This is a genomic window from Sorangium sp. So ce296 (assembly GCF_051529605.1).
Lineage (GTDB): Bacteria > Myxococcota_A > Polyangia > Polyangiales > Polyangiaceae > Sorangium > Sorangium cellulosum_D.
The window spans coordinates 4,580,526-4,601,678 of the sequence record NZ_CP150325.1 but is presented as its reverse complement, the minus strand read 5'-3'; the positions used below and the strand labels follow the sequence as shown (position 1 = coordinate 4,601,678).

Below are 21,153 nucleotides of genomic sequence, written 5' to 3'. Positions count from 1 at the left end.
CGGCCTCCACTTTTTTTTCGCTGCCGCGCCGCGCTCGCCCAGCGGCCTCTCCGGCGCGCTCAGGGCGTCAGGCGCTGGCCGTTCTCGTCAAGAAGGTCCCCCGCCGGGCGCGGGCGCCTCGATGACGCTCGCCCGGAGGAACACGCCAGCGAGCGCCGCGGCCGCAGCCGCCGCCCAGAATGGCGCGCCCATGCCGGCCCGCGCGTAAAGCTGGGTGGCGACGAGCGGGACAGTCGCATAGCCCAGCTCCTGCAGCGCCTGATGGCCGCCTTGCACCTGCCCCTGCGCGGCCGGTCCGGCGGCCCGCGACAGGAGCGCGGAGAAGGAGGCCGTGAGCAGGCCCTCGCCGGCCGCGATCGCCACGATGGCCGCGACGAACGCCGGCGCCGAAGGGTGGCTCGCGACGAGGCCCATGGTCGCGAGGGCGAGGACGACCAGGGAGAGGCCGAGCGCCAGCACGCGCGCGTCCCCGAGCCGCCTGACCAGGCGCTCGAGCAGCACCCCCTGGACGCACACGTCGGTGGCGCCGACCGCGATCACGGCGAAGCTCACCGCGTCGGCGCCCCACCCGAGCCGGTCCTTGGCCAGGAGCGCGAACGTCGCCTGGAGCGAGACGAAGGCCGTCGTGAAGAGCGCGCCCACGGTCAGGAGGGGACGGAGGTGCCTCACGCGCAAGAGCCCCGAGAGCTGCGAGAACGGGTTGAGCCTTCGCCACGAAAGCGCGCGGGCCCGGTGCTCGGGGGCGAGGCTCTCCGCGAGGAACAGGTAGCTGCCTGCGGCGTTCAACGCGGTGAGGGCGGCCGCCAGGAAGAAGGGCGCCCTCAGGCCGAGCCTCAGGGCCAGAGCGCCGAGCGCCGGGCCGGCGATGAGCCCCGCCCCGAACATCGCGCCCACCCGCCCGAAGCTCCGGGCGCGCTGCTCGTCGGGCGCCGTGTCGCCCAGATAAGCGAACACCGTGCCCACGTTGCCCGCCGTGAGGCCGTCGATCATGCGCCCGAGGAGCAGGAGCGGGAGGGCGTCGGCGAGGCCGAACAGCGCGTAGCCGGCCGCGGAGCCCACGAGGCTGAGCAGGAGCACCGGGCGGCGGCCGGTCGCGTCGCTCAGCGCCCCGAGCGCCGGCGCGGAGAAGAAGGCGCAGAGCGAATACGAAGCGCTCAGCAGGCCCACGGCCGACGCCGCATGGGCAGGGTCGCCGGTGAAACGCGCGGCAAGGAAGGGGACCACCGGGGCGGCCAGCCCGTTGCCGGCCGCGCTCAGGAAGGCCGTCGCCTGGAGGAGCAGGAGCGCCCGAGGGCGCAGGCCCGCGCCGGAGCGGCGCTCGACGGTGCTCGTCATGCGGCGACCGTAACGATCCCAGGGCCGCCTCCGATTGAACAAACGCGACATCGGCGCGCGTTCGCCGGCGGCTCAATCGCGCGTGTGTTCGCCTCGATCCGCGTCCCCCGCGTCCCGCGCGCCCCCCGCGCCCTCGCCGTGCGGCGAGAGGCGCCGCACCTCGGCGGCGTACCTGCCGGGGCTCATGCCCGTGAAGGCGCGGAACTCCCGGATGAAGTGCGCTTGATCCGCGTAGCCGAGCTCGAAGGCCAGCGCGGTGAGGCTCGCGTCCGGAACGCGCTCGAGCCGCTCGGTGGCCCGGGAGAAGCGGATGAGCCGCGCGAGCGCCTTGGGGGACAGGCCAGCAGCCCGCTTGAACTGCCGCTCGAGCTGCCGGACCGACAGCCCGAGTCGCCCGGCCAGCGCGCCGACGCGGGCGCTGCCGTGGCTCGCGTGCAGCGCGTGGCCCGCCGCCGTCACCGGGCCGTCGGGAGGGCGGGCCACGCGCTGCCGCTCGAGCAGCCACCCCTCGATGAGCCGCGTCGCCGCGTCGCAGGCGCCCCGCTCGAGGAGGGGTCCCACGCGCTCGGAGAGCGCCCGCAGCCCAGCGCCCACCGTCGTGCAGGTCCCGCGGAGATCGGCCTCGCGCTCGAGCAAGGAGAGCGCGCTCCACGGGTGGAAGCGGACGCCGATCACGCGGGCAAGGCCGCGGGACACCATCCGGGCAGGCTCGTCCCGGACGCCGATCACGAAGACGGGCGGCAAGGGGCGCAGGCGGCCATCGCGCCCCTCGATGCGCGCATCGCCGCAGTGGAACACGAGATCGATGTTGGCTTCCGGCAGGAGGCGGTGCTCCTCCGTGCCCACCGTGTGTCGCTCCTCGTAGGAGGAGTAGCTCTGCACCGCACCGCGCAAGAGGGGGTGTGGTGCGCGCTCGCGGAAGCGGACGTCCTCGGGCGCCATCGGGTCAGGCGACTCTGCAAGGCGGAGGCGCAGCGCGCAAGCGCCGCGCTGATCCTCGGTGGTGGCCCGATTTGCCCCCGGTGTGATTCCCATGAAGGCGGGAAGGCAGGAAGATCATTGATCTTTCTTCCCGCCTTCCCGCCTTCATGTTCAATCCGGCCACCCCCTTGGTCCTCGACGCCACCGCGGGCGCAGCGCGCCGCCACGCCGTCGCCGCCGACGATGGACACCGGGTCAGCGCATGCGGAGCGTGTACCCCGCGACCGACCGGTACTGAGGCGGCCACTCCAGGTCGAACCCCTGCTCCGCGGCGGCGTGCCGCGTCCAGTACGGGTCGTAGAGGTGCGCCCGCGCGAGCGCGCACAGGTCCGCCCTGCCGGCCGCGATGATGCTGTTCACGTCCGCGTAGCTCTGGATGTTGCCGACCGCGATCGTCGGCACCTTCGCTTCCAGCCGCACGAGCTCCGCGAGCGGCGTCTGGAACAGCCGGCCGTGCTCCGGCTTGCCGGAAGGGTCCGTCTGCCCCGCCGAGACATGCAGGATGTCGGCGCCGTGCTCCCGCAGCATCGTCGCCAGCGCGACGAGATCGTCCGTCGTGAGCCCGCCAGGCGCCCAGTCGGTCGCCGAGATGCGGACGCTCATCGGCTTCTCCGCCGGCCACGCCGCCCGCACCGCGTCGAACACCTCGAGCGGATAGCGCATCCGGCCCTCGATCGGCCCGCCGTACGCGTCGTCGCGCCGGTTCGTGAGCGGCGAGATGAAGCTCGCCAGGAGGTAGCCGTGCGCGCAGTGCAGCTCGATGAGGTCGAACCCGGCCTCGTCCGCCCACCTCGCCGCCCGCACGAAATCCGACGTCACCTGATCCATGTCCCCGCGATCCATCGCCTTCGGGACCTGGCTCCCCGGGAGGTACGGGATGGCGGAGGCGCTGAGGAGCGGCCACGCGCCGCGCTCGAGCGGCGCATCCATGCCCTCCCAGAGCCGCTTCGTCGCGCCCTTGCGCCCCGCGTGCGCGAGCTGGACGCCGATCCTGGCCCGGGAGCGCGCGTGGACGAAGTCGACGACGCGCCGCCACCCCTCGGCGTGATCGGCGCGGTAGAGCCCGGCGCAGCCCGGCGTGATGCGCGCCTCCGCGCTCACGTCCGTCATCTCGGTGATCACGAGCCCCGCCCCGCCGAGCGCCCGGCTGCCCAGGTGCACGAGGTGCCAGTCGTCGATCCGCCCGTCCTCCGCCGAGTACTGGCACATCGGCGAGACCACGACCCGGTTCTCCAGCACGAGCGACCGCAGCCGGAACGGCGTGAACATCGGCGGCGGCGGGCCGCCGCTCCCGGCGGCGACGCGCGCGCCCGACTGCGCCTCCGCCTTCCGCGCGACGTGCGCGTCCACCTCGCGCACGAACGCCGGATCGCGCGCCTTCAGCCCCTCGTGCGTCACCCGCAGGCTCCGCGTCAGCAGGCTGAACATGAACTCCACCGGGTCGAGCGCCATGTAGCGCTCGGTGTTCTCGAACCACTGGAGGCTCACCTGCGCGGCCCGCTGGAACGCGAGCACCTTGGGCTTGCGCTCGGCCTCGTAGGCGGCGAGCGCCTCCGGCACGCGCGGGCTCCGCCCCAGGCTGTCGACGAGCGCGATCGCGTCCTCGAGCGCGAGCTTCGTCCCCGAGCCGATCGAGAAATGCGCCGTGTGCGCCGCGTCCCCGAGCAGCACCACGTTCTCGAAGCTCCAGCGCTCGTTGTGCACCGTGGGGAAGCTCCGCCAGACGCTCCTGTTCTTGAGCAGCCGGTGCCCCTTCAGCTTGCCCTCGAAGAGCTCCTCGAAGTACGCGATCGTCTCGTCCTCGCTCGCGCGGTCGAGGCCGGCCCGGCGGAAGGTCTCCTCGCGGCACTCGACGATGAACGTGGAGCGGTCCGGCTCGTAGCGGTACGCGTGCACCCGGAAGAGGCCGTGGCGGTTCTCCTCGAAGTAGAACGTGAAGGCGTCGAAGGGGAACGTCGTGCCGAGCCACACGAACCGGTTCGGGCGCACGTCGATGCGCGGCGCGAACCGGTCGGCGAAGCGCTCGCGGATCCGGCTGTTCACCCCGTCGGCCGCGACCACGAGATCGCTGCCGGCGAGCGCCTCGGCCGGGTCCGTCACCTCCTCTTCGAAGCGCAGGACGACGCCGAGCTCGCGCGCCCGCTCCTGGAGGATCGCGAGCAGCCTCCGGCGCGACAGGCCGCTGAAGCCGTGCCCCGTCGAGACGAGGACGCGCCCGCCGAAGTGCGCGTGGAGCTCGTCCCAGTGGGCGAGGCTGCCCCGGATCGCGTCGTAGGTCGGCCGATCGGCCTCGGCCAGGTTGTCGAGCGTCGCATCCGAGAACACGACCCCGAAGCCGAAGGTGTCGTCGGGCCGGTTCCGCTCGAGCACGAGCACCTCTCGCCGCGGGTCCCGCTGCTTCGCGAGCAGCGCGGCGTAGAGGCCCGCCGGCCCGCCGCCCACGCACGTGATCCTCACCGCCCTGCCCCTCCGCTCCGGCGCCGCTGCATGCGCCGGAGCCTACACGAGAACGCCGGGGGCGGCGCCGCTCCGGGAGCTGTAAGGTGCTGCATGAGCGAGCAGCGAAACTTCCCGGACTGGCAAGAGCTGTATCGAAACACCCCGGCAGAGAGCCTGCCCTGGTACCACGCGGGCCTGGATCCCGATCTCGCGCAGGCGCTCGAGCGCTTGCAGGTCGCGCGGGGGCGGGCGCTCGACCTCGGCACGGGCCCGGCCACGCAGGCGTTCGCGCTGGCCGAGCGCGGGTTCGACGTCACCGGCTCCGACCTGTCGCACCCGGCCATCGATCAGGCGGCGGCGCAGGCGGCGCAGCGGGGCGCCGCCGTGCGCTTCGTGCAGGACGACATCCTGGACAGCCGGCTCGACGACCGGTTCGACGTCGTCTTCGACCGCGGCTGTTTCCACACGCTCCCGCCGGAGCGGAGGGGTGATTACGTCCGCACGCTGAAGCGGCTCGTCGCGCCCGGAGGGTTCTTGTTCCTCAAGTGCTTCAGCGCGGTGGAGTTGTGGGATCAGGGGCCGTATCGGTTCAGGCCCGAGGACATCCGCGAGATCTTCGGGGCCGAGTTCGAGCTCCTCTCCAGCGAGGAGACGGTCTATCAGGGGACCCTGGACCCGCTCCCGCGCGCGCTGTTCTCCGTGCTCCGGCCGCGGTGAGCGCGGTTCTCCCGGCGTTCGCGCCATCATCCCTGCCTGACGCGTGACGCTTCCCTGAGCACGACACCGACGCGCCGGCATCGTTGACGGCACAGTTCGCCCGGCATAGTGACCTGGGTCACGATGGCGGTCGCGCCTGCCGCCAGCGACGCCGGCTCGACGCCAGGGGGAACCATCTTGATGAACATCGCACGCAAGCACGTCTCCGCGCGGGAGGACAGGACCCGCAGATCACGCTGTCACGCCATCGCCGTGCTCTGCCTGGCGCTTTCGCTCCAGGCCATCGTCGTGCTCGGAGCCGGCTGCGCGCTGACGAGCGACGGCGAGATCGGGAGCGCGCAGGGCGCGGGCACGAGCCTCTGTCCGCCTCTCTCCGATGCGCCGATCGACGCGGCCCCCTATGACGACACCATATTCGGGACGGTACCGGCCTACCGTGCTCCCATCGCAGGAGATGAAGAAGGACCGCACGGCGCCCCCAGCGTCACCCCTCCGGCGACGGCTCACGCCGCCGTGAACTGGCCGTTTCATACGCCGGCGCCCCGCTGTGGACGCACGTATGCGAGGAGAACGCGGCTGGACTGCGAGGCTTCTAATGGTCACGGATGACTACAAACTTGTTCCAGCGGTAGCAATCCACCTTGGCCTGAGCCCAATTCCAGCGCAGTGGAGAGGGATTGACGCGGTCATCCCGCTCTTGGAGCGCATGCGCGGCGACGGGGCGATCGTCCTCATAAAATTTGATGGTGGCAGAGGTCTGTCTGACAATGGTCCATACACTGTTCTTGCTTCCGGTGGACCGCTCAAGGGCGATTTTATTCGCGTGGACGTGTCATCGATTGAGCATGGTATCGCAAAGGTGGTAGTGGAATACGCGAGAAGGTGCTGGAGGTTCGTTGACCCATCGTAATCTGCTCAGGGGTTGAGCTGACGGGCTTGTTTGCCATTGGGGCCGCTCTTCGTAAGGTTCATCAGGAGCTTCAGGACCGGGAGTTCGAGGTGAGGATCGGGGTAACTCGTAGCGAGGTTCAAGAGCTTTTTGAATGTCCGACACCAGAGCTACAAGCCGCCATCGCAGCGCTTGGGAACCCTAATGCATTCGCGGGCAGTGAGTCATTCACCCCGCTCGCCGAAAATCACCCCGACATGCCTCTCCGACACACGTCCCTCCTCGACTTCCTGTCCCGTCGACCTTCCGAGCCGGCCGCCGCCCCGCGAACGGCGGCGCGCCGATCGCGCCTACTTTGCCCGCGGCGACCTGAAGCGGCGAGCCGCGCCCACGCCGCTCGGGCCGCGGCCGCCCGGGCCCTTTGCGCTATACTCCCGCCGTGACGCACGACGCCTCCCTCGATCGGGCGCCGGCCGGCGGGATCGTCCTCCGGTGGCTCGTCGGCCTGCGCTGGGCCGTGTTCGCGCTGCTCGCCGCGACCCTGATCGCCGACGAGGCGCTCTTCGGCTACCACGTCCGCTACGGCATCGCCGTGCCCATCCTCGCGCTGGCCGGCGGGCTCAACCTCGCCCTCGCCCGGCGGGTGCGGTCGCAGCAGGGCGCGCAGAGCGCCCTCGTCGCCGGCGTCGTGGCGCTCGACCTCGTCGCGATCGCCGGCGTCCTCGCCGCGTCGGGCGGCGCGGGCAACCCGTTCAGCGCCCTCTTCTTCGTGCACGTCGCGCTCGCCGCCGCGCTCCTGCCGGCGCGGACGACCTTCGCGCTCGCCGCGCTCGCGGCGTGCCTGTTCGCGGCGCTCTTCGCCCTCCCCGCCGGCGCGTGCTGCCCGAGCCACCCGGAGCACGGCGCCTTCTCGACCCACCTCTACGGGATGCTCCTCGCCTTCGTGCTGAGCTCGTCGCTCGTCGCCCACGTGCTCCTGAAGGTCCGCCGCGCCCTCGACGAGAGCGCGGCCGAGAACGCGGCGCTCCGCCGGCGCGCCGAGGAGGCCTCGCGCTTCCAGGCCCTCGGCGCGCTCGCCGCCGGCACCGCGCACGAGCTCGGCACCCCGCTCGGGACGATCGCGGTGCTCGCCGGGGAGAGCCTGAGCGACCCGGCGGCGAGCGACGCCGCGCGGCGCCGCGCCCGGACGATCGCGGAGCAGGTCGAGCGCTGCCGCGTCGTCATCGCGCGCATGCGGGCGGACGTCCGCGCCGACGAGCTGCGCGCCGGGGTCGAGGTCGGCGAGGCGGCCGTGCGCGGCGTGGCGGCGTGGCAGGCGGCGCACCCGGGCGTCGCCGTCGAGGTGCGCGGCGACCTCGCGCCGCGGCGCACGGTGCCGCTCGACGCGGCCGACATCGAGGCGGCGCTGTTCGCGCTGCTCGACAACGCGCTCGCGGCGCTCGGTCCGAGCCCCGCCGCCGCGGGGCCGATCGTCGTCACCGTGGGGGACGAGGGCGGCGCGCCGGTGATCAGCGTGGAGGACGGCGGGGTGGGCGTCCCGGCGGGCCTCACGGGGCGGCTCGGGGAGCCGTTCGTGACGACCAAGGCGCCCGGCGAGGGGATGGGCCTCGGGCTCTACCTCGTGCGGACGCTCATCGAGCAGGTCGGGGGCCGGCTCACGGTGTCGGCGAGGCAGCCGGCCGGCACGCGCGTCGCCCTGCGCCTCGCGCCGGTGGACCCATGAGCGCGGAGCCCACCAGCGAGCCGACGCTGCTCATCGTCGACGACGACGCGACGTTCCGGTCGGCGCTCGGGCAGGCGCTCGGCCAGCGCGGCTTCGCGGTGTTCCTCGCCGGCAGCGCGGAGGAGGCCGCGGCGATGGCGCGCGAGCACGTGTTCGAGTACGCGCTCGTCGACGTGCGGATGCCCGGGCAGAGCGGGATCGAGCTCGTCGGGGCGCTGCGGGGCATGGACGACGGCATCCGCATCGTGGTGTTCACGGGGTACGGCACGATCGCGAACGCGGTGGCGGCGATCCGGGCCGGGGCCGTCGACTACCTGACCAAGCCGGTGGACGCGGCCCGGTGCGCGCGCTCGCTGCTCGGCTTCGCGCCGGCCGCGGGCGGCGACGAGGACCTGCCGTCGCTCGAGCGCGTCGAGTGGGAGTACCTCCAGCGCGTGCTCGCGGACTGCGAGGGCAACATCTCCGAGGCCGCGCGCAAGCTCCGGATGCACCGGCGCTCGCTCCAGCGGAAGCTCTCGCGGCTGCCGCCGAGGTCGTGAGGGCAGGCGCCGGGAAAGATCGGCGGGGGGAGGTACCTCTCGGCCGGGCGGGCGCTATGAAGGGGTGATGCCCTACAAGCCCATCGAGTCCTACGGCGTCATCGGCGACATGCACTCCGTGGCGCTGGTCGGGATGGATGGATCCATCGACTGGTGCTGCCTGCCCCATTTCGACTCGCCGAGCGTGTTCGCGGCGATCCTGGACGACAAGAAGGGCGGCAGCTTCGCGCTCGCGGCGGCGCACGCCGCGTCGCGCAAGCAGATGTACATGCCCGACACCAACGTGCTCCTCACGCGCTTCCTCCACGCGGACGGGGTCGGCGAGGTCTGCGATTTCATGCCGATCCACCGGGACCCGTACGGCGCCTACCGCCGCGGGATGCACCAGATCGTCCGCGTCGCGCGGGCCGTCCGCGGCGAGGTGCGCTTCCAGCTCGCCTGCCGCCCCGCCATCGACTTCGCCCGCCGCCCCCACCGCCTCATCCTCGACGACCCGCGCGGCGCCATCTTCGACTCGGACGGCCTCGACCTCGCGCTGATCAGCCCCGTTCCCCTGTCGAGCGACGGCGCCGGCGGGGTGACCGCCGACTTCGTGCTGCAGCCCGGCGAGTCGGCCACGTTCGCGCTGCGCCAGGTCGAGGACTGGACCGCGAGCGACGGCCTGCTCTCCACGCCGATCAACGGCGAGGACGCCCTCCGGCGCACGGTCGAGTTCTGGCGGAGGTGGCTCGGCAGGTCGCGCTACAAGGGTCGCTGGCGCGAGATGGTCGACCGGTCGGCCCTCGTCCTCAAGCTGCTCACGTTCGAGCCGACCGGCGCGATCGTCGCCGCGGCGACAACCAGCCTGCCCGAGGAGATCGGCGGGGTCCGCAACTGGGACTATCGCTACGTCTGGGTGCGCGACGCCGCGTTCACCCTCTACGCCTTCCTCCGGCTCGGTTACACCGAGGAGGCCGCGCGCTTCATGGAATGGCTGAGCGCCCGCGTCTCCGAGCAGGACGGCCCCACCGGGCCGCTCCAGCTCATGTACGGCATCGAGGGCCGCCACGAGCTGCCCGAGGTCGCGCTGACCCACCTCGACGGCTACCGCGGGTCGCGGCCGGTCCGGGTCGGCAACGGGGCGACGGCGCAGCTCCAGCTCGACATCTACGGCGAGCTCATCGACTCGGTGTACCTGTTCGACAAGTACGGATCTCCCATCCATTACGACTTCTGGCGCGAGCTCCGGCGCATGGCGACCTGGGTGTGCCAGAGCTGGGAGCAGCCGGACGAGAGCATCTGGGAGGTGCGCGGCGGCAAGCGACAGTTCGTGTACTCGAAGCTCCAGTGCTGGGTCGCCCTCGACCGGACGCTGCGGCTCGCCGACAAGCGCTCGCTGCCGCTCGATCGCCCGCGCATCGCGCGCGCGCGCGACGACATCTACGAGGCGATCATGGCGCACGGCTGGGACGCGGAGCGGAGGACGTTCGTGCAGTCCTTCGGCTCGTCGGCGCTCGACGCGAGCAACCTGCTCATGTCGCTCATGCGCTTCATCTCCCCCACCGACCCTCGCATCGTCGGCACGATCGACCGCACGCTCGCGGAGCTCGCCAGCGACACGCTCGTCCACCGCTACGAGCTCGGCAAGGGCGCCGGCGACGGCCTGACCGGCAAGGAGGGCACCTTCAGCATCTGCACCTTCTGGCTGGTCGAGGCGCTGGCGCGCGCCGGCCGCCTCGAGGACGCGCGCTTCATCTTCGAGAAGATGCTCACCTATGCCAACCACCTCGGGCTGTACTCCGAGCAGATCGGGGCGAGCGGCGAGCTGCTCGGCAACTTCCCCCAGGCGTTCACGCACCTCGGGCTGGTCAGCGCGGCGTTCTACCTGGATCGCGCCCTCGGTCAGGGCGGCTGAGGGGATCGGGGGCTCGCGCTCCCCACCGGCGGGCGGTGGGGCGGGGCTCCTGCGCGAGCGGTGGTGGGAAGAGAGGAGCTACCGGCGGCCTGGGATATCCAACCCCAGGCCGCCGGCGCTCGAGAGCCCGGGAGATTGAGGAGGGCCGGCGCGGCGTCGCGGGATCCGGAGAGGCGGAGCCTCGGGCGCACGCCGGCGAGGTGCGGTCAGATCGAGATCACCAGCCGAAGCCGCCGAAGCCGCCGAAGCCGCCGAAGCCGCACGGGCTGAAGCACGGGTTGATGAAGTTCGGGACGAGGCTGGTGACCGACGTCGTGATCGCCGTCAGACCGCAGCCGAAGCCGCCGAAGCCGCCGAAGCCGCCGAAGCCGCCGAAGCCGCCGAAGCCGCCGAAGCAGCGCTCGCCGTCACGTTGCCCGGTCTCCTGCCCCACCAGGGCGCCCGTCTGCCCGACGCCCGCCTGGCCGATCTGGGCCAGCCCGCCGAGCTGCGCCTGGCCGATCTGCGCCTGGCCGATCTGCGCCTGGCCGATCTGCGCGCCGAGGCCCGCCTCCTGCCCGACCTGGCCGAGCTGCGCCGGGCCCTGCCCCGTGTACCCGCCCTTGGTCGGGTAGCCCTTGCTCGGGAGGCCGCCCTTGGTCGGGAACTCGCCCTTGCTGGGCAGCATGCCCTTGCTGGGCATGAGCTCGCCCTTGCCGGGGAACACGCCCTTCGAGGGCAGACCCTTGCTCGGGGGCAGACCCTTGCTCGGGGGCAGACCGAGCTTGCTGGGCCCCATCTGGCCGATCTGAGCCTGCACCTGAGCCTGGGACTGGGCCGCGTATCCGCCGCGCTCTGCCTCTTCCAGCGCCTGGGTCGTCGAGTCGACGCTGTCCTCATCCGCGTCGAAGTCCTCATCCGCGCCGACCGCGCACCCGGCCCCGAGCGCCAGCACCATCGCGAGACCCATCATCTTGCCGTGAATCGAGATCATTGGTCCTCCCCGGTGTCCCTGATAGGCCTTGCGGCCCCCGAACACCTTGGCTCACCCCAGAGCAGGCTGTGTGCCTCGCGCTCCTGTGCAGAGGCTGCCGCTTCGAGACCTCGTGAATTCGCGGATAGCGTCCGCGAATTAGGGGCTCCTCGGATCTGCGCTCCCCTGGGGACTTCTCCGCGATTCAACGGCGGTCGCTTTCGTCGTCGCGCCGGGGCTGGGGAATCTCGCCCCGCTCGCGGCGCCGTGCCCCGTGAAGACAGGCGCAGAGCGCGCGCTCGCCCCCGTGCGCCGCGCGGCGCGCGCTGCGGCGCGATCACCGCCGCGGTCGCGGCGAGCAGCGGTGTCCTCAGAATAGGTGGAACCTCCCTCTGGATTCAGAAAAACGCGGATCGCGCCCGGCGACGCGTTGCCCTCCGCGCCGTCCGAGCGGGACGCCCGCGCTGCGCCCTGCCTGCTCAGTACCGAGCGCTCCGGGCACACCTAGGCATCCGCTCGCCGGAACGAAAATCTCGATGCGGGGCGGAACCGTCCGCCGCTGTCGTTATCGTATTCTCAGCGACATAACAGCTCTGCGGTGCTGAGGGCGCGCCGGAGAATCGCCCGTGCGGCATGGACGCCTCAGCACGAGGCGGGCCGCGTTGACGTCGACTCTCATCGCGGCGGCGCGCCCTCATCCGCTCGGGCGCCCGTGGACGCGAGCAGGATCGCGAAGAGCCCGACGCACGGCGCCTTCGGAGCGCTGCTGGTCTATCCCCGGTGGGCCATCGTCGGCCAGCACCGGTCTTCGCGCCGCGCGGACCGCGGCCAGCCGGTGCGCCCGGGTCGCGTCGCTGTCCCACGGCGAGACCTCCCGGTAGAGCGTGTCTTGCTATTCCCATGCTGCCGCCTCGGCCGTCGCGAGCGCGCTCTCAGGTCAGCGCCTGCCGCTTGGGCCTCAGATCCCCGGCCGCCGGGCGGAGCGCCCCCTGACTTCCCGGACGGCGTCCGTTCGGGTCGAATCCCATCGATCTCCCAGCGCAGCGCACCGTGGCGTCGGAGGAGGCGCGGAGGGCAGCCATCGTGCCCATGGCCGGGTGCAGGAGGTCTGGGCGGTGAGCGCTTACGACGCTCGAACTTGCGACGCTTGAAGGCGAGAGGGCGGGAAGATTTGAGCACGGATCCGCGGAGGTGCTCGCGGCGTGCATCGAAGTCCATGGGCATCTCGGTCCTGGGCTGCTCGAACCCGCGTACGAGCACCGCCTTTCCATGAGCTTTCGCATCGCGGCCTGAGGTTTGAGCGTCAGCGTCCGCTCCCGCTCATGTACAAGCGAGTGCATCTCGAATGCGGCTACGGTCTCGACGTGGTTGCCGATGGCAGCTTGCTTGTTGAGGTGAAGGCGGTGGAGCGGCTACTGCCCGTACAGAGGCCCTGGTGCTGACATATCTCATACTCACGAGGCTACCGGCCGCCCTGATCGTGAAATTCAATGTTGCGGTCCTGCGGCACGGGCTGCGCCGCATCAGCCGTAATTCCAATCATACCTTCCCGCCTCCTCGCCTTCATGTGACATAGCTCTTCGCCCGAGAGATAGAGGTCGGCTTCTTCGGCAAAGCATACAGAAGCATCGTCGAGATGGACGGGGTGCCTACGGGCCGTGAAGGCCTACGGAGGTTCAGCTTCCCATCAGGGAAGGCTCGCCACCCGCCGGGGGGTCTTCGCCATGCCGAGGGAGTTGATGTTCCCCTCGGTAGGGTGAACGCCCGCTGCCCGGGGCCACGTCCCCGATCGTCAGGCCGAACGCCTCGCTGACGCCTGGACCGCTTTCGCCTGGAAAGAATCGCCTGTCGATCGCCCCGACGGTACGGCACCGGGCCGAGGGGGGCGGAGATGGCAGCCACCGAGAAGGCGATGACAGCGGCGAAGAGAACGGCTCGGCGCAAGCGAGCGACGGCGCCGGCGGGGTGACCGCCGACTTCGTGCTGCAGCCGGGCGACTCGGCCACGTCCTCGCTGCGCCAGGTGGAGGACTGGACGGCGAGCGACGGCCTGCTCTCGATGCCGATCTCTCGTGCGCTCCCCGCCGGCAAGGGGCGGGGCGCGGCTGCTGCGCGGGCGGAGGAGGAGAGAGGGGAGCGCCGTGCAGCCTGGGATACCCAATCCCAGGCCGCCGGCGCTCGAGAGCTGCGGAGATTGAGGAGGGCCGGAGCGGCGCCGCGGGATCCAGAGAGGCGGCTCGTCGGGCGCCGGCCGGCTGGGCGCGGTCAGGTCGGGATCAGAAGCCGAAGCCGCCGAAGCCGCACGGGCTGAAGCACGGGTTGATGAAGTTCGGGAAGAAGGTGGTGATCGACGTCGTGATCGCCGTCGCACCGCAGCCGAAGCCGCCGAAGCCGAGGCCGCCGAAGCCGAGGCCGCCGAGGCCGAGGCCACCGAAGCCGAGGCCGCCGAGGCCCAGGCCGCCGAAGCCGAGGCCGTCGAAGCCGAGGCCGCCGAAGCCGCACTGCCGGGCGTGACTCTCGTGGGAGTCGGCGTCTTCGTCGGCGTGCTCGCCATCACGTTGCCCGATCTCCTGCCCCACCACGGCGCCCGCCTGGCCGAGCTGCGCCGGCGCGCCGAGGCCCGCCTGGCCGAGCTGCGCCGGCGCGCCGAGGCCCGCCTGGCCGATCTGCGCGCCGAGGCCCGCCTCCTGCCCGACCTGGCCGAGCTGCGCCGGGCCCTGCCCCGTGTACCCGCCCTTGGTCGGGTAACCCTTGCTCGGGAGGCCGCCCTTGGTCGGGAACTCGCCCTTGCCGGGCAGCATGCCCTTGCCGGGCAGCATGCCCTTGCCGGGCAGCTCGCCCTTGCTCGGAGGAAGACCGAGCTTGCTTGGCCCCACCTGGCCGACCTGAGCCTGAGACTGGGCCGCGTACCCGCCGCGCTCGGCCTGTTCCAGCGCCGCCGTCGTCGAGTCGGTGCTGTCCTCATCCGCGTCGAAGTCCTCGTCCGAGCCGACCGCGCACCCGGCCCCGAGCGCCAGCACCATCGCGAGACCCATCATTTTCTGAATCGAGATCATTGGTCCTCCCCGGTGTCCCTGACGAGCCTTGCGGCCCCAAACACCTCGGCTCACCTGAGAGCAGGCTGTGTGCCTCGCGCTCCTGTGCAGAGGCTGCCGCTTCGAGCCCGCGTGAATTCGCGGACGGCGTCCGTGAATTAGGCGCTCCTCGGATCTGCGCTCCCTTGGTATTTCTCCGCGGTTCGATCGCGGTGGATCGGGAGCGAGGCGCAGCTTTCGCGCTGGATGAGAGGATTTCTGCCCCTCGCCGCGGGCCGCGACGCGGAAAGAAAGACGCGCGCCGAGGCCTCGCGCGCCCTGCGCGCCAAAGGGCACGCGTTGACGCGGCTGTGCGCGGCGTGCGGAGGTGTTCTCAAATAGGTGGAAGCTCGCTCCGGAACCAGAAAAAACATGGGCTCCGCGCAGCGCCGACGCAATCGCGCGCGCCGTCGGAGGTAGACGCGCGCGCTGCGCCCTGCCTGCTCAGCGCCAGGCGCTCCGACACGTTTTTGCATCCGTGTGCCCGCGAGCATCCACACGCCTGCGGGGGCGTAAATATCGACTTTGGCTGGAACCATCCGCCGCCGTCATTCTCGTTCCCTCCGCGACATCACCGCTCCGTCGCTGCATCACCTTCGGCTCGCGTCATTGCGCGCCTCCGCGCACGCCCGCGCTTCCGGCCCGGTCGCGTGCCCGCGACAGCCTGCTTGTGGCGCAGCGAGGACGTAAGCTCCCTGGCGGCAAAGCGGTGATCGACGTCCGTGCGTCATGGCGTGATGCGGTGTTCGCCGCCCGGCGCCCGGAGCTCCCGTGGGTGCCGCCGAGCGGTCGATTACCGACGAGGCGCAGTTGTGGTATCGAAATTCTGGGCTTCGATTGCAACCATTACCTGCGGGGCCGGATTGGGCTAGATCGATCGCCGCGCCCTCGCGCTCCTTCCCGAGGCGGAGCCCGCCGCTCAGGCGGCTCGTCGCCCGGCTCCAGCGATGAACTCCGGAGGGAGAGAGCCGCGCTCAACAACGGCTCCGGCGCGACCATCCCGTGCGTGACGACGGCGGACGGCAAGGCGGTGTGCTTCGCGTCGACCACGCCGACGACGCTCAAGTACGAGGGCGGCGAGGACGTCACGGGCGTCGTCCAGGTCTCGGGCAGGGGCTTCACCGAGGAGGCGTGCGTCGTGCTCGGCACCGGCGCGGTGCACCGCGGCCGTCACACCATGATCTCCAGGACGCCCGTGGTCGCCTCGGGCGCGACCATGGTCTTCGGCGGACTCAACCATGCCTGCGGCCAGGACTGGAACGGGCAGCTCGGCGGGCTCGGCGCCTCATCCGACCCGGGCGTCACCCTCGTCCCGTCGGGCGCTGTCGCCGTGGTCGGCGGCCAGTTCCACACCTGCGTGCTCCTGTCGTCTGGACAGGTGCAGTGTTCGGGCCAGAACCAGACCGAGGGCGCAGGGCTCGACAAGGGCCAACTCACGCCCGTCGCGGGCATCTCGAACGCCACCGCGATTTCGGCCGGCAAGCACTACAGCTGCACCCGCCTCGCGGACGCCACCGTGCGGTGCTGGGGCTCGATCAGCCACAGCGCCACCCCCGCCGCCATCAGCGGCGTGACGACCCGCTCCTGCGATTGAGCCGCGCGCGCCGCGCGCGCTGTTTCCTCCGACCCCCAATCGCCCACGACGCGCCGCGGCGAGCTCCGCGTCGCGAGCGCACCGCGCGCGCCGCCCGCGCCGCCGCTCCATCCATGGCGCCGCTCCCATGGGCGCGGACGGAGCCGACGCGGCCATCATTCCCACTTGCGCAGGACGTTCTGTAAATGGTCCAGTGCTGGATGTCGGAGACGGGGAGGGAGCATCCGAACTTGTAGTCTGCCGCACGGCCCTTTTCGTTTCGACATTGGGTTGTCTCATGTCGTCCGGGACGCTGGCTTGCCACCGCGCTCGGCGCTGGCCGATCGGCGGGGGCGGAGCGCCGGATCGAGCTGTCTTGACCCAGGTTTGCAGGATCGGCGGCCGCCGGCTGCGGGCGCTGAACAGAGCGGAAACATGCCAGAGTGTCGCATTACGGCCGTCGCGACCTATCTTCCGGAGCGCATCGTCACGAACCAGGAGCTCATCGCGAGCTATGGCCTCCCTTACTCCCCAGAGTGGTTGCAGCGGACCACGGGCGTGGTGGACCGGCGCTTTGCCGGCGCGGCGGAGACCACGCTGTCCATGGCCGCGGCGGTGCTGCGGCAGCTCATCGAGGCGGGGCGGCTCCGCGATCCGTTCGTCGATGTCCTCATCATGACGAGCGACGACCGCGGGCGCGGCGACGCCGGCGGGGCGGCGTTCGCCGCGTGCATGGCCGGCCTCTCCCCCGCGCTGGCGCTCGATCTCTGGTCGGCTCAGGGGGGCTTCTCTGCGGCCCTCGACGTGGCGACTCGGCACCTCTACCGCGGCGCGCGGCGCGTGCTCCTCGTGGCGAGCGAGGTGCGGTCGTGGCGCCTGCGCGCGGGGCAGCCGTGGGTCGACGACCACATCACCGCGATCCTCGGCGACGGCGCCGCGGGCGTGCTGCTCGAGCGGGGCGACGGCCTCGGGGTCGAGGCCCCCGCGCGCGGCGCCGAGCCGTCCCTGCCTCGCGCCGCGGCCCCCTGCCTGTAGGCGGCTCAGGCGAACCGCGGATAGACCGCCTCCTCGAACAGCGCCTTCACCTGGCCTTCGGGGGCGTCGGCCACGAAATCCTCGTAGTCCTCGCGGACCGGGACCTTGTATCCGCCTCTCCACGGCGACGCGGCGTTGAGCCACGCCGTGTGGAGGGTGAGCCCCGGCCGGAAGGCCGGGTGCCCCAGCTTGCAGAGCGGCCCTCGGGCGAGGTTCGTCGCGTCGAAGATCCAGACCTCCGCGCGGTGGGCGGTCGTGACGAGCGCGACCACGTACCCGTCGGTGTCCGCCCCGCTGCCGCCGCGGCGGGGCACGAACTGCAGCGAGCTGAGCCAACACCCCACGGCGCGCTGCGGGAACTCGTAGCGATCCTCGATCCGCATGGCGCGGTGGTTGAACCGGAACAGGCTGTCGGGGTGGCCGCCTTCCGCGCGCATCCGCCGGAGCGCCGAGAGGGGCAGCGAGCGATGCGGGTGCGCCGCGTAGAGCCGATCGATGAACTCGGTCGAGAGCTCGTCCCAGATCCCGGCGCCGCGCCAGTAGACGTTCTCGATGCGATCGGGCGGCATCCACGACGGGCCCGCCTCCCGGTGCGCATAGAGGCCGACGCCGAGCGCCCGCGCCGGGTCAGCGAACACCGCCTGATCCACGACGCGCTCGGCCGCCGCGTCGATCGTATACCGGCCGATGCGGTTCACGTCCGCCTGCCCGAGCGGGGACAGCCCGCGGAGCCGGGCCGGCGCCGGCGCCCTGTCGGCCGCGTGCCGGTCGTAGGGCCGGAGCCACTCGGCGTGATCCGTGGCGCAGTTGTGCGCCGCGTGCACTGTGATGCGGTCGCCCGCGTCCTCGTAATCGACGAGGAAATGGAGCGTCTCCAGGGGCACGACGACCTTCTTCACGACGACCGACCCGCCGCCCGGCCGGAGCGCGTCCCGCCGGACCAGGTAAAACGTCGTGCTCGGCTCGTGGGCCATCGTGAGCAGCGACCGGAGGAGGCGCTCGACCCCCGGGCTCTCCACGGAGCCCCGGCAGGCCACGCTCTCCAGGCCGATCCGGAAGGCCGTGTCCGCGAGCACGACCCAGCGCCGCGTCAGGCCGAGCTGGTGCATGCTCTGCTCGATGCGCACCGGCGCGCCGCTCGGCAGGAGGAGCGCGTGCCGCTCCGGCTCGTTGTGGCCGTCCCACCGCAAGAGGTGCACGAAGTCGCCCGCCGCCTCGTCGAGCGGGACGCCGCCGAAGCGCGCCGCCTGCCGCGCGAGCAGGTCGCCCGGCCCGGGCGGCGCGCTCGGGCGGAAGCGCGCGGGCAGGCGCTCGAGCGCGCGCTTCGCGAGGAGCTCGAGCCGATCGGCGCTCGACCGGAGCAGCTGCTGCTCGATCATCGACGCGGCCGCCGACGCGAGCCGGTCCCAGGAGCGCGGGAGGGCGGCGAGCTCGTCGAGCCGCGGCAGCGACGTGGCGAACAGGTGGAGGAGCGAGCGGCCGTAGTTCACCGTGAGCAGCTCGCCCCGCTCCGCGTCGAAGCACGGGTGCGCCGTCGCCAGCGTCATGGGAAAGGGGTGGTCGACGGGCGCCGCCGGGTACCACGTGCTGTTGCGCCCGACCGGCGTGACGAGCTGGAGCGTCGCCGGGTCGATCTCGTAGGGCCTCCCCGCGTCGCCCGTGACGAGGAGCCGCGCGGGCGCGCGCGGCGCGTGCATCGGCACGAACGCGTGATTGAGGTGGTCCCGCAGGCCGAGGTGGGGCGAGAAGCGGAGGAGCCCGGCGTCGCGGAAGCCGAGCGCCTCGAAGCGCGTGCCGGGGCGCGAGGCGGCGTCCGCGTGATAGCAGGGCGTGCGCGCGACCCTCGAGGTCAGACGGACCGCGCCGCCGCCGAAATCGAGCCGATAGATCATCCCATTGCCATTGAGGATCGGCGCGCCGTCCGCCCTGGGCAGCCCGCCGTCCACCGAGCCGACCGGGCCGATCGCGAACACATGGCCCGTGAGGTCCTTGGGCACGCCGCCGGAGAGCGAGGATTCCAGGACGGTGAGCTCGACCTTCGTGAGCTCTTCCGTGCTCGCTGCCATCAATGCATCGGGGACGCGCTGGCGCATGACGACCTCGGTCACACCAAGCTACGCCAATCTGTGGCCGGCGGGGGCGCCGCGCTGCGCTGCGCGCCTCCGGGATGCGCGCTCGCGCCGATTCCCGCCTAGGACGGACGCACGCGCTGGGCGCGGGGCTGCGGGCGCCTCCTGCATTGCGCTCGGCATCTGCGCCGCTGCCCTGATTTTCCATGCATTGGCGCCGTCTCGGCGGCTTGCGAAGGTGGTTGTCGGCCCCATCTGTACCAGCGATCAGGAGGCACATGTTCGACCAGGGGCTGACAGTCCTGCGCATCCGAGGAATCCCGATCCGGCTGCACGTCACGCTGCTGATTTTCCTGCCGTACCTCGCGTACTTGGCGGCGTCGCAGTTCACGTTCATCGCGGCCTCGCTCGAGATTCCGCGCGAGGCGCTGCGCTTGCCGCCGCTCGCCTGGGGGGCGATCTTGGCGGTCGGGCTGTTCGTCGCCGTGCTGGCGCACGAGCTGGCCCACGCGCTCGTCGCGCTCAAGAACGGGATCCGGGTGCGCGCGATCACGCTGATGATGCTGGGCGGCGTCTCGCAGATAGAGCGCGACGATCCCGAGCACGAGGCGTGGATGGCGTTCGCCGGGCCGCTGATGAGCTTCGGTATCGCGCTCGGCAGCTACGCCGCCTATCGCCTGCTCCCCGCGCCGGCGGAGGTCGGCGTGGCGCTCCTCGCCTTCGCGATCACGAACGCGATCCTCGGCGTGTTCAACCTGCTCCCGGCGTTCCCGATGGATGGCGGCCGGGTGCTCCGGGGGCTGCTCCATCGCCGCCTCGGGCGGGCGCGCGCGACGCGCGTCGCGACCGCGATCGGCAAGGCGATGGCGGTGGCCTTCGGGCTGTTCGGTCTGCTCTCGTGGAACCTCATCTTGGTGCTGATCGCCGTGTTCGTCCACATGGGCGCCTCGGCCGAGCAGGCGCGCTCGAGCACGCGCGATCTCCTCCGCGGCCTCCCGGTCGCGCGCTTCATGACCGATCGGCTCGGCGACGCGTACGCGGACGAGAGCCCTCGCGCGGTGGCCGAGCGGCTCCTCCGCCACAACCTGGTCGGCGCGCGGGTCATCGACGATCCTCGGGGCGGGGAGGGCCGCCGCGAGATCGGCGTCGTGACGGTCTGGGATCTCGCCCGACAGCTCGCGCGCGGCGCCGAGGCGGCGACGGTCGGCGCGGTGATGCCGGTGGACGTGCCGAGGGCGCGCGCCGGCGACGACGCGTCCGGCTCGCTCGACGCGCTGGCGAGCGGCGAGGCGAGCGCGATCGCGGTGCTCGACGAGGGGGAGCACGTGATCGGCCTCGTGACATCGGCGGAGATCCAGCGCGCGCTCGCGCTCGCCGGCGCGCTCGGCGCGGCCGGCGCGGGCCGCTGAGCGCCCGGTCACAGGAGATGTCGAGTCGCGCCGCCCCGCGCTGGCACTCGCGTTGCTGAGCTCCGTTCCGAGGAGCAATGACGTGAAGCAGAGCAACAACGTGACTTCGCGCGAGCGAAGATGGCCCAGGTGTCTCTCGGTGACGAGGTCTGCGCTCGCGGCGGCTGCGGTCGCGGCCGGCGCCTCGCTGCTGGTCGGGTGTCTGGGCACGGTCGGAGCCGAGGGGTATGTCGTGTCCGGCTTCCCGGCGGTGCGCGCCGAGGTCGTCCCGGTGGAGATCGCGGCGTCTCCGCGCGTCTATTTCCGCGGCACCTATGCGTACCTGGTCGACGGCCAGTGGTATTACCCGACGAACCGGGGCTGGGTCATCTTCGAGCAGGAGCCCGCGGAGCTCAGGCGTTACCGGCAGACGTACCGCGCGTCGCCGAGGTACGTGCCGGAGCGCGAGCTGAGCTTTCCCCGCGAGCGGGGGCGCGGTTACTACACGCCGCGTTGACAGTGGTGCGGCTGCGAAAGGACGGATTC

At 71.9% G+C, this 21,153-nt stretch carries 14 protein-coding genes and 1 pseudogene; 9 read left to right on the top strand and 6 right to left on the bottom strand.

Annotated features, from left to right (window positions below; all coding sequences use genetic code 11):
• Positions 1-87: 87 nt before the first annotated feature.
• The 3 genes from WME98_RS17360 to WME98_RS17350 all read right to left on the bottom strand — a co-directional run bounded on the left by WME98_RS17360 (position 88) and on the right by WME98_RS17350 (position 4,758).
• The gene (locus WME98_RS17360) at positions 88-1,335 is read right to left on the bottom strand and encodes an MFS transporter (protein ID WP_437952293.1); all 1,248 of its coding nucleotides are present in this window, start codon (positions 1,333-1,335) and stop codon (positions 88-90) included.
• Positions 1,336-1,407: 72 nt separating this feature from the next.
• A complete protein-coding gene (locus tag WME98_RS17355) occupies positions 1,408-2,217 on the bottom strand; it encodes a helix-turn-helix domain-containing protein (RefSeq protein WP_437952291.1) in 810 nt (269 codons plus the stop codon).
• 294 nt (positions 2,218-2,511) lie between these two features.
• Complete coding sequence (locus tag WME98_RS17350; protein ID WP_437953995.1) at positions 2,512-4,758, bottom strand: bifunctional salicylyl-CoA 5-hydroxylase/oxidoreductase; 2,247 nt, start codon at positions 4,756-4,758, stop codon at positions 2,512-2,514.
• Between the two features lie 108 nt (positions 4,759-4,866).
• Here WME98_RS17350 and WME98_RS17345 point away from each other — a divergent pair, with 108 nt between their 5' ends.
• From WME98_RS17345 to WME98_RS17330, 4 genes are all read left to right on the top strand, one after another.
• The gene (locus WME98_RS17345) at positions 4,867-5,472 is read left to right on the top strand and encodes a class I SAM-dependent methyltransferase (RefSeq protein WP_437952289.1); all 606 of its coding nucleotides are present in this window, start codon (positions 4,867-4,869) and stop codon (positions 5,470-5,472) included.
• Positions 5,473-6,800: 1,328 nt separating this feature from the next.
• On the top strand, positions 6,801-8,084 hold the full coding sequence (locus WME98_RS17340; protein WP_437952287.1) for an ATP-binding protein: 1,284 nt from the start codon (positions 6,801-6,803) through the stop codon (positions 8,082-8,084).
• Complete coding sequence (locus tag WME98_RS17335) at positions 8,081-8,623, top strand: response regulator transcription factor (protein ID WP_437952285.1); 543 nt, start codon at positions 8,081-8,083, stop codon at positions 8,621-8,623. The genes WME98_RS17340 and WME98_RS17335 overlap by 4 nt, the downstream gene beginning before the upstream one ends.
• Before the next feature lie 67 nt (positions 8,624-8,690).
• Positions 8,691-10,517, top strand: coding sequence for a glycoside hydrolase family 15 protein (locus WME98_RS17330; protein ID WP_437952283.1), 1,827 nt, complete (start codon positions 8,691-8,693; stop codon positions 10,515-10,517).
• Between the two features lie 217 nt (positions 10,518-10,734).
• On the opposite strand, the gene WME98_RS17325 is transcribed toward WME98_RS17330, so the two are convergent.
• Positions 10,735-11,490, bottom strand: a complete 756-nt coding sequence (locus WME98_RS17325) for a hypothetical protein (protein ID WP_437952281.1) — start codon at positions 11,488-11,490, stop codon at positions 10,735-10,737.
• A 1,170-nt stretch (positions 11,491-12,660) separates the two neighbouring features.
• Here WME98_RS17325 and WME98_RS17320 point away from each other — a divergent pair.
• A pseudogene (locus WME98_RS17320) lies at positions 12,661-12,911 on the top strand (GxxExxY protein).
• Between the two features lie 833 nt (positions 12,912-13,744).
• On the opposite strand, the gene WME98_RS17315 reads toward WME98_RS17320, so the two are convergent.
• On the bottom strand, positions 13,745-14,524 hold the full coding sequence (locus WME98_RS17315) for a hypothetical protein (protein WP_437952280.1): 780 nt from the start codon (positions 14,522-14,524) through the stop codon (positions 13,745-13,747).
• Positions 14,525-15,548: 1,024 nt separating this feature from the next.
• Here WME98_RS17315 and WME98_RS17310 point away from each other — a divergent pair.
• Together WME98_RS17310 and WME98_RS17305 are read left to right on the top strand one after the other, a co-directional pair.
• Positions 15,549-16,136 (top strand): hypothetical protein, encoded by a 588-nt coding sequence (locus WME98_RS17310; RefSeq protein ID WP_437952279.1) that lies wholly within the window; start codon positions 15,549-15,551, stop codon positions 16,134-16,136.
• 414 nt (positions 16,137-16,550) lie between these two features.
• On the top strand, positions 16,551-17,150 hold the full coding sequence (locus tag WME98_RS17305) for a hypothetical protein (RefSeq protein WP_437952277.1): 600 nt from the start codon (positions 16,551-16,553) through the stop codon (positions 17,148-17,150).
• 5 nt (positions 17,151-17,155) lie between these two features.
• Here the strand turns inward: WME98_RS17305 and WME98_RS17300 are convergent, their stop codons facing one another.
• Positions 17,156-19,216 carry a carotenoid oxygenase family protein gene (locus WME98_RS17300; RefSeq protein WP_437952275.1) on the bottom strand — a complete coding sequence of 687 codons (2,061 nt, stop codon included), beginning with the start codon at positions 19,214-19,216 and terminating at the stop codon, positions 17,156-17,158.
• A 281-nt stretch (positions 19,217-19,497) separates the two neighbouring features.
• Between WME98_RS17300 and WME98_RS17295 the strand changes: the two genes are divergently transcribed.
• Both WME98_RS17295 and WME98_RS17290 read left to right on the top strand, forming a co-directional pair.
• Positions 19,498-20,628: a site-2 protease family protein gene (locus tag WME98_RS17295; RefSeq protein WP_437952273.1), complete on the top strand. Its 1,131-nt coding sequence runs from the start codon at positions 19,498-19,500 to the stop codon at positions 20,626-20,628.
• 139 nt (positions 20,629-20,767) lie between these two features.
• Positions 20,768-21,124 carry a hypothetical protein gene (locus tag WME98_RS17290; RefSeq protein WP_061627711.1) on the top strand — a complete coding sequence of 119 codons (357 nt, stop codon included), beginning with the start codon at positions 20,768-20,770 and terminating at the stop codon, positions 21,122-21,124.
• Positions 21,125-21,153: the final 29 nt, after the last annotated feature.

Bases quoted from the DNA above. Each gene is read 5' to 3' on its own strand.
- WME98_RS17335 (WP_437952285.1), top strand. From the start codon at position 8,081: ATGAGCGCGGAGCCCACCAGCGAGCCGACGCTGCTCATCGTCGACGAC.
- WME98_RS17345 (WP_437952289.1), top strand. From the start codon at position 4,867: ATGAGCGAGCAGCGAAACTTCCCGGACTGGCAAGAGCTGTATCGAAAC.
- WME98_RS17295 (WP_437952273.1), top strand. From the start codon at position 19,498: ATGTTCGACCAGGGGCTGACAGTCCTGCGCATCCGAGGAATCCCGATC.
- WME98_RS17305 (WP_437952277.1), top strand. From the start codon at position 16,551: ATGCCAGAGTGTCGCATTACGGCCGTCGCGACCTATCTTCCGGAGCGC.
- WME98_RS17315 (WP_437952280.1), bottom strand. From the start codon at position 14,524: ATGATCTCGATTCAGAAAATGATGGGTCTCGCGATGGTGCTGGCGCTC.
- WME98_RS17300 (WP_437952275.1), bottom strand. From the start codon at position 19,216: ATGGCAGCGAGCACGGAAGAGCTCACGAAGGTCGAGCTCACCGTCCTG.
- WME98_RS17360 (WP_437952293.1), bottom strand. From the start codon at position 1,335: ATGACGAGCACCGTCGAGCGCCGCTCCGGCGCGGGCCTGCGCCCTCGG.
- WME98_RS17325 (WP_437952281.1), bottom strand. From the start codon at position 11,490: ATGATCTCGATTCACGGCAAGATGATGGGTCTCGCGATGGTGCTGGCG.
- WME98_RS17330 (WP_437952283.1), top strand. From the start codon at position 8,691: ATGCCCTACAAGCCCATCGAGTCCTACGGCGTCATCGGCGACATGCAC.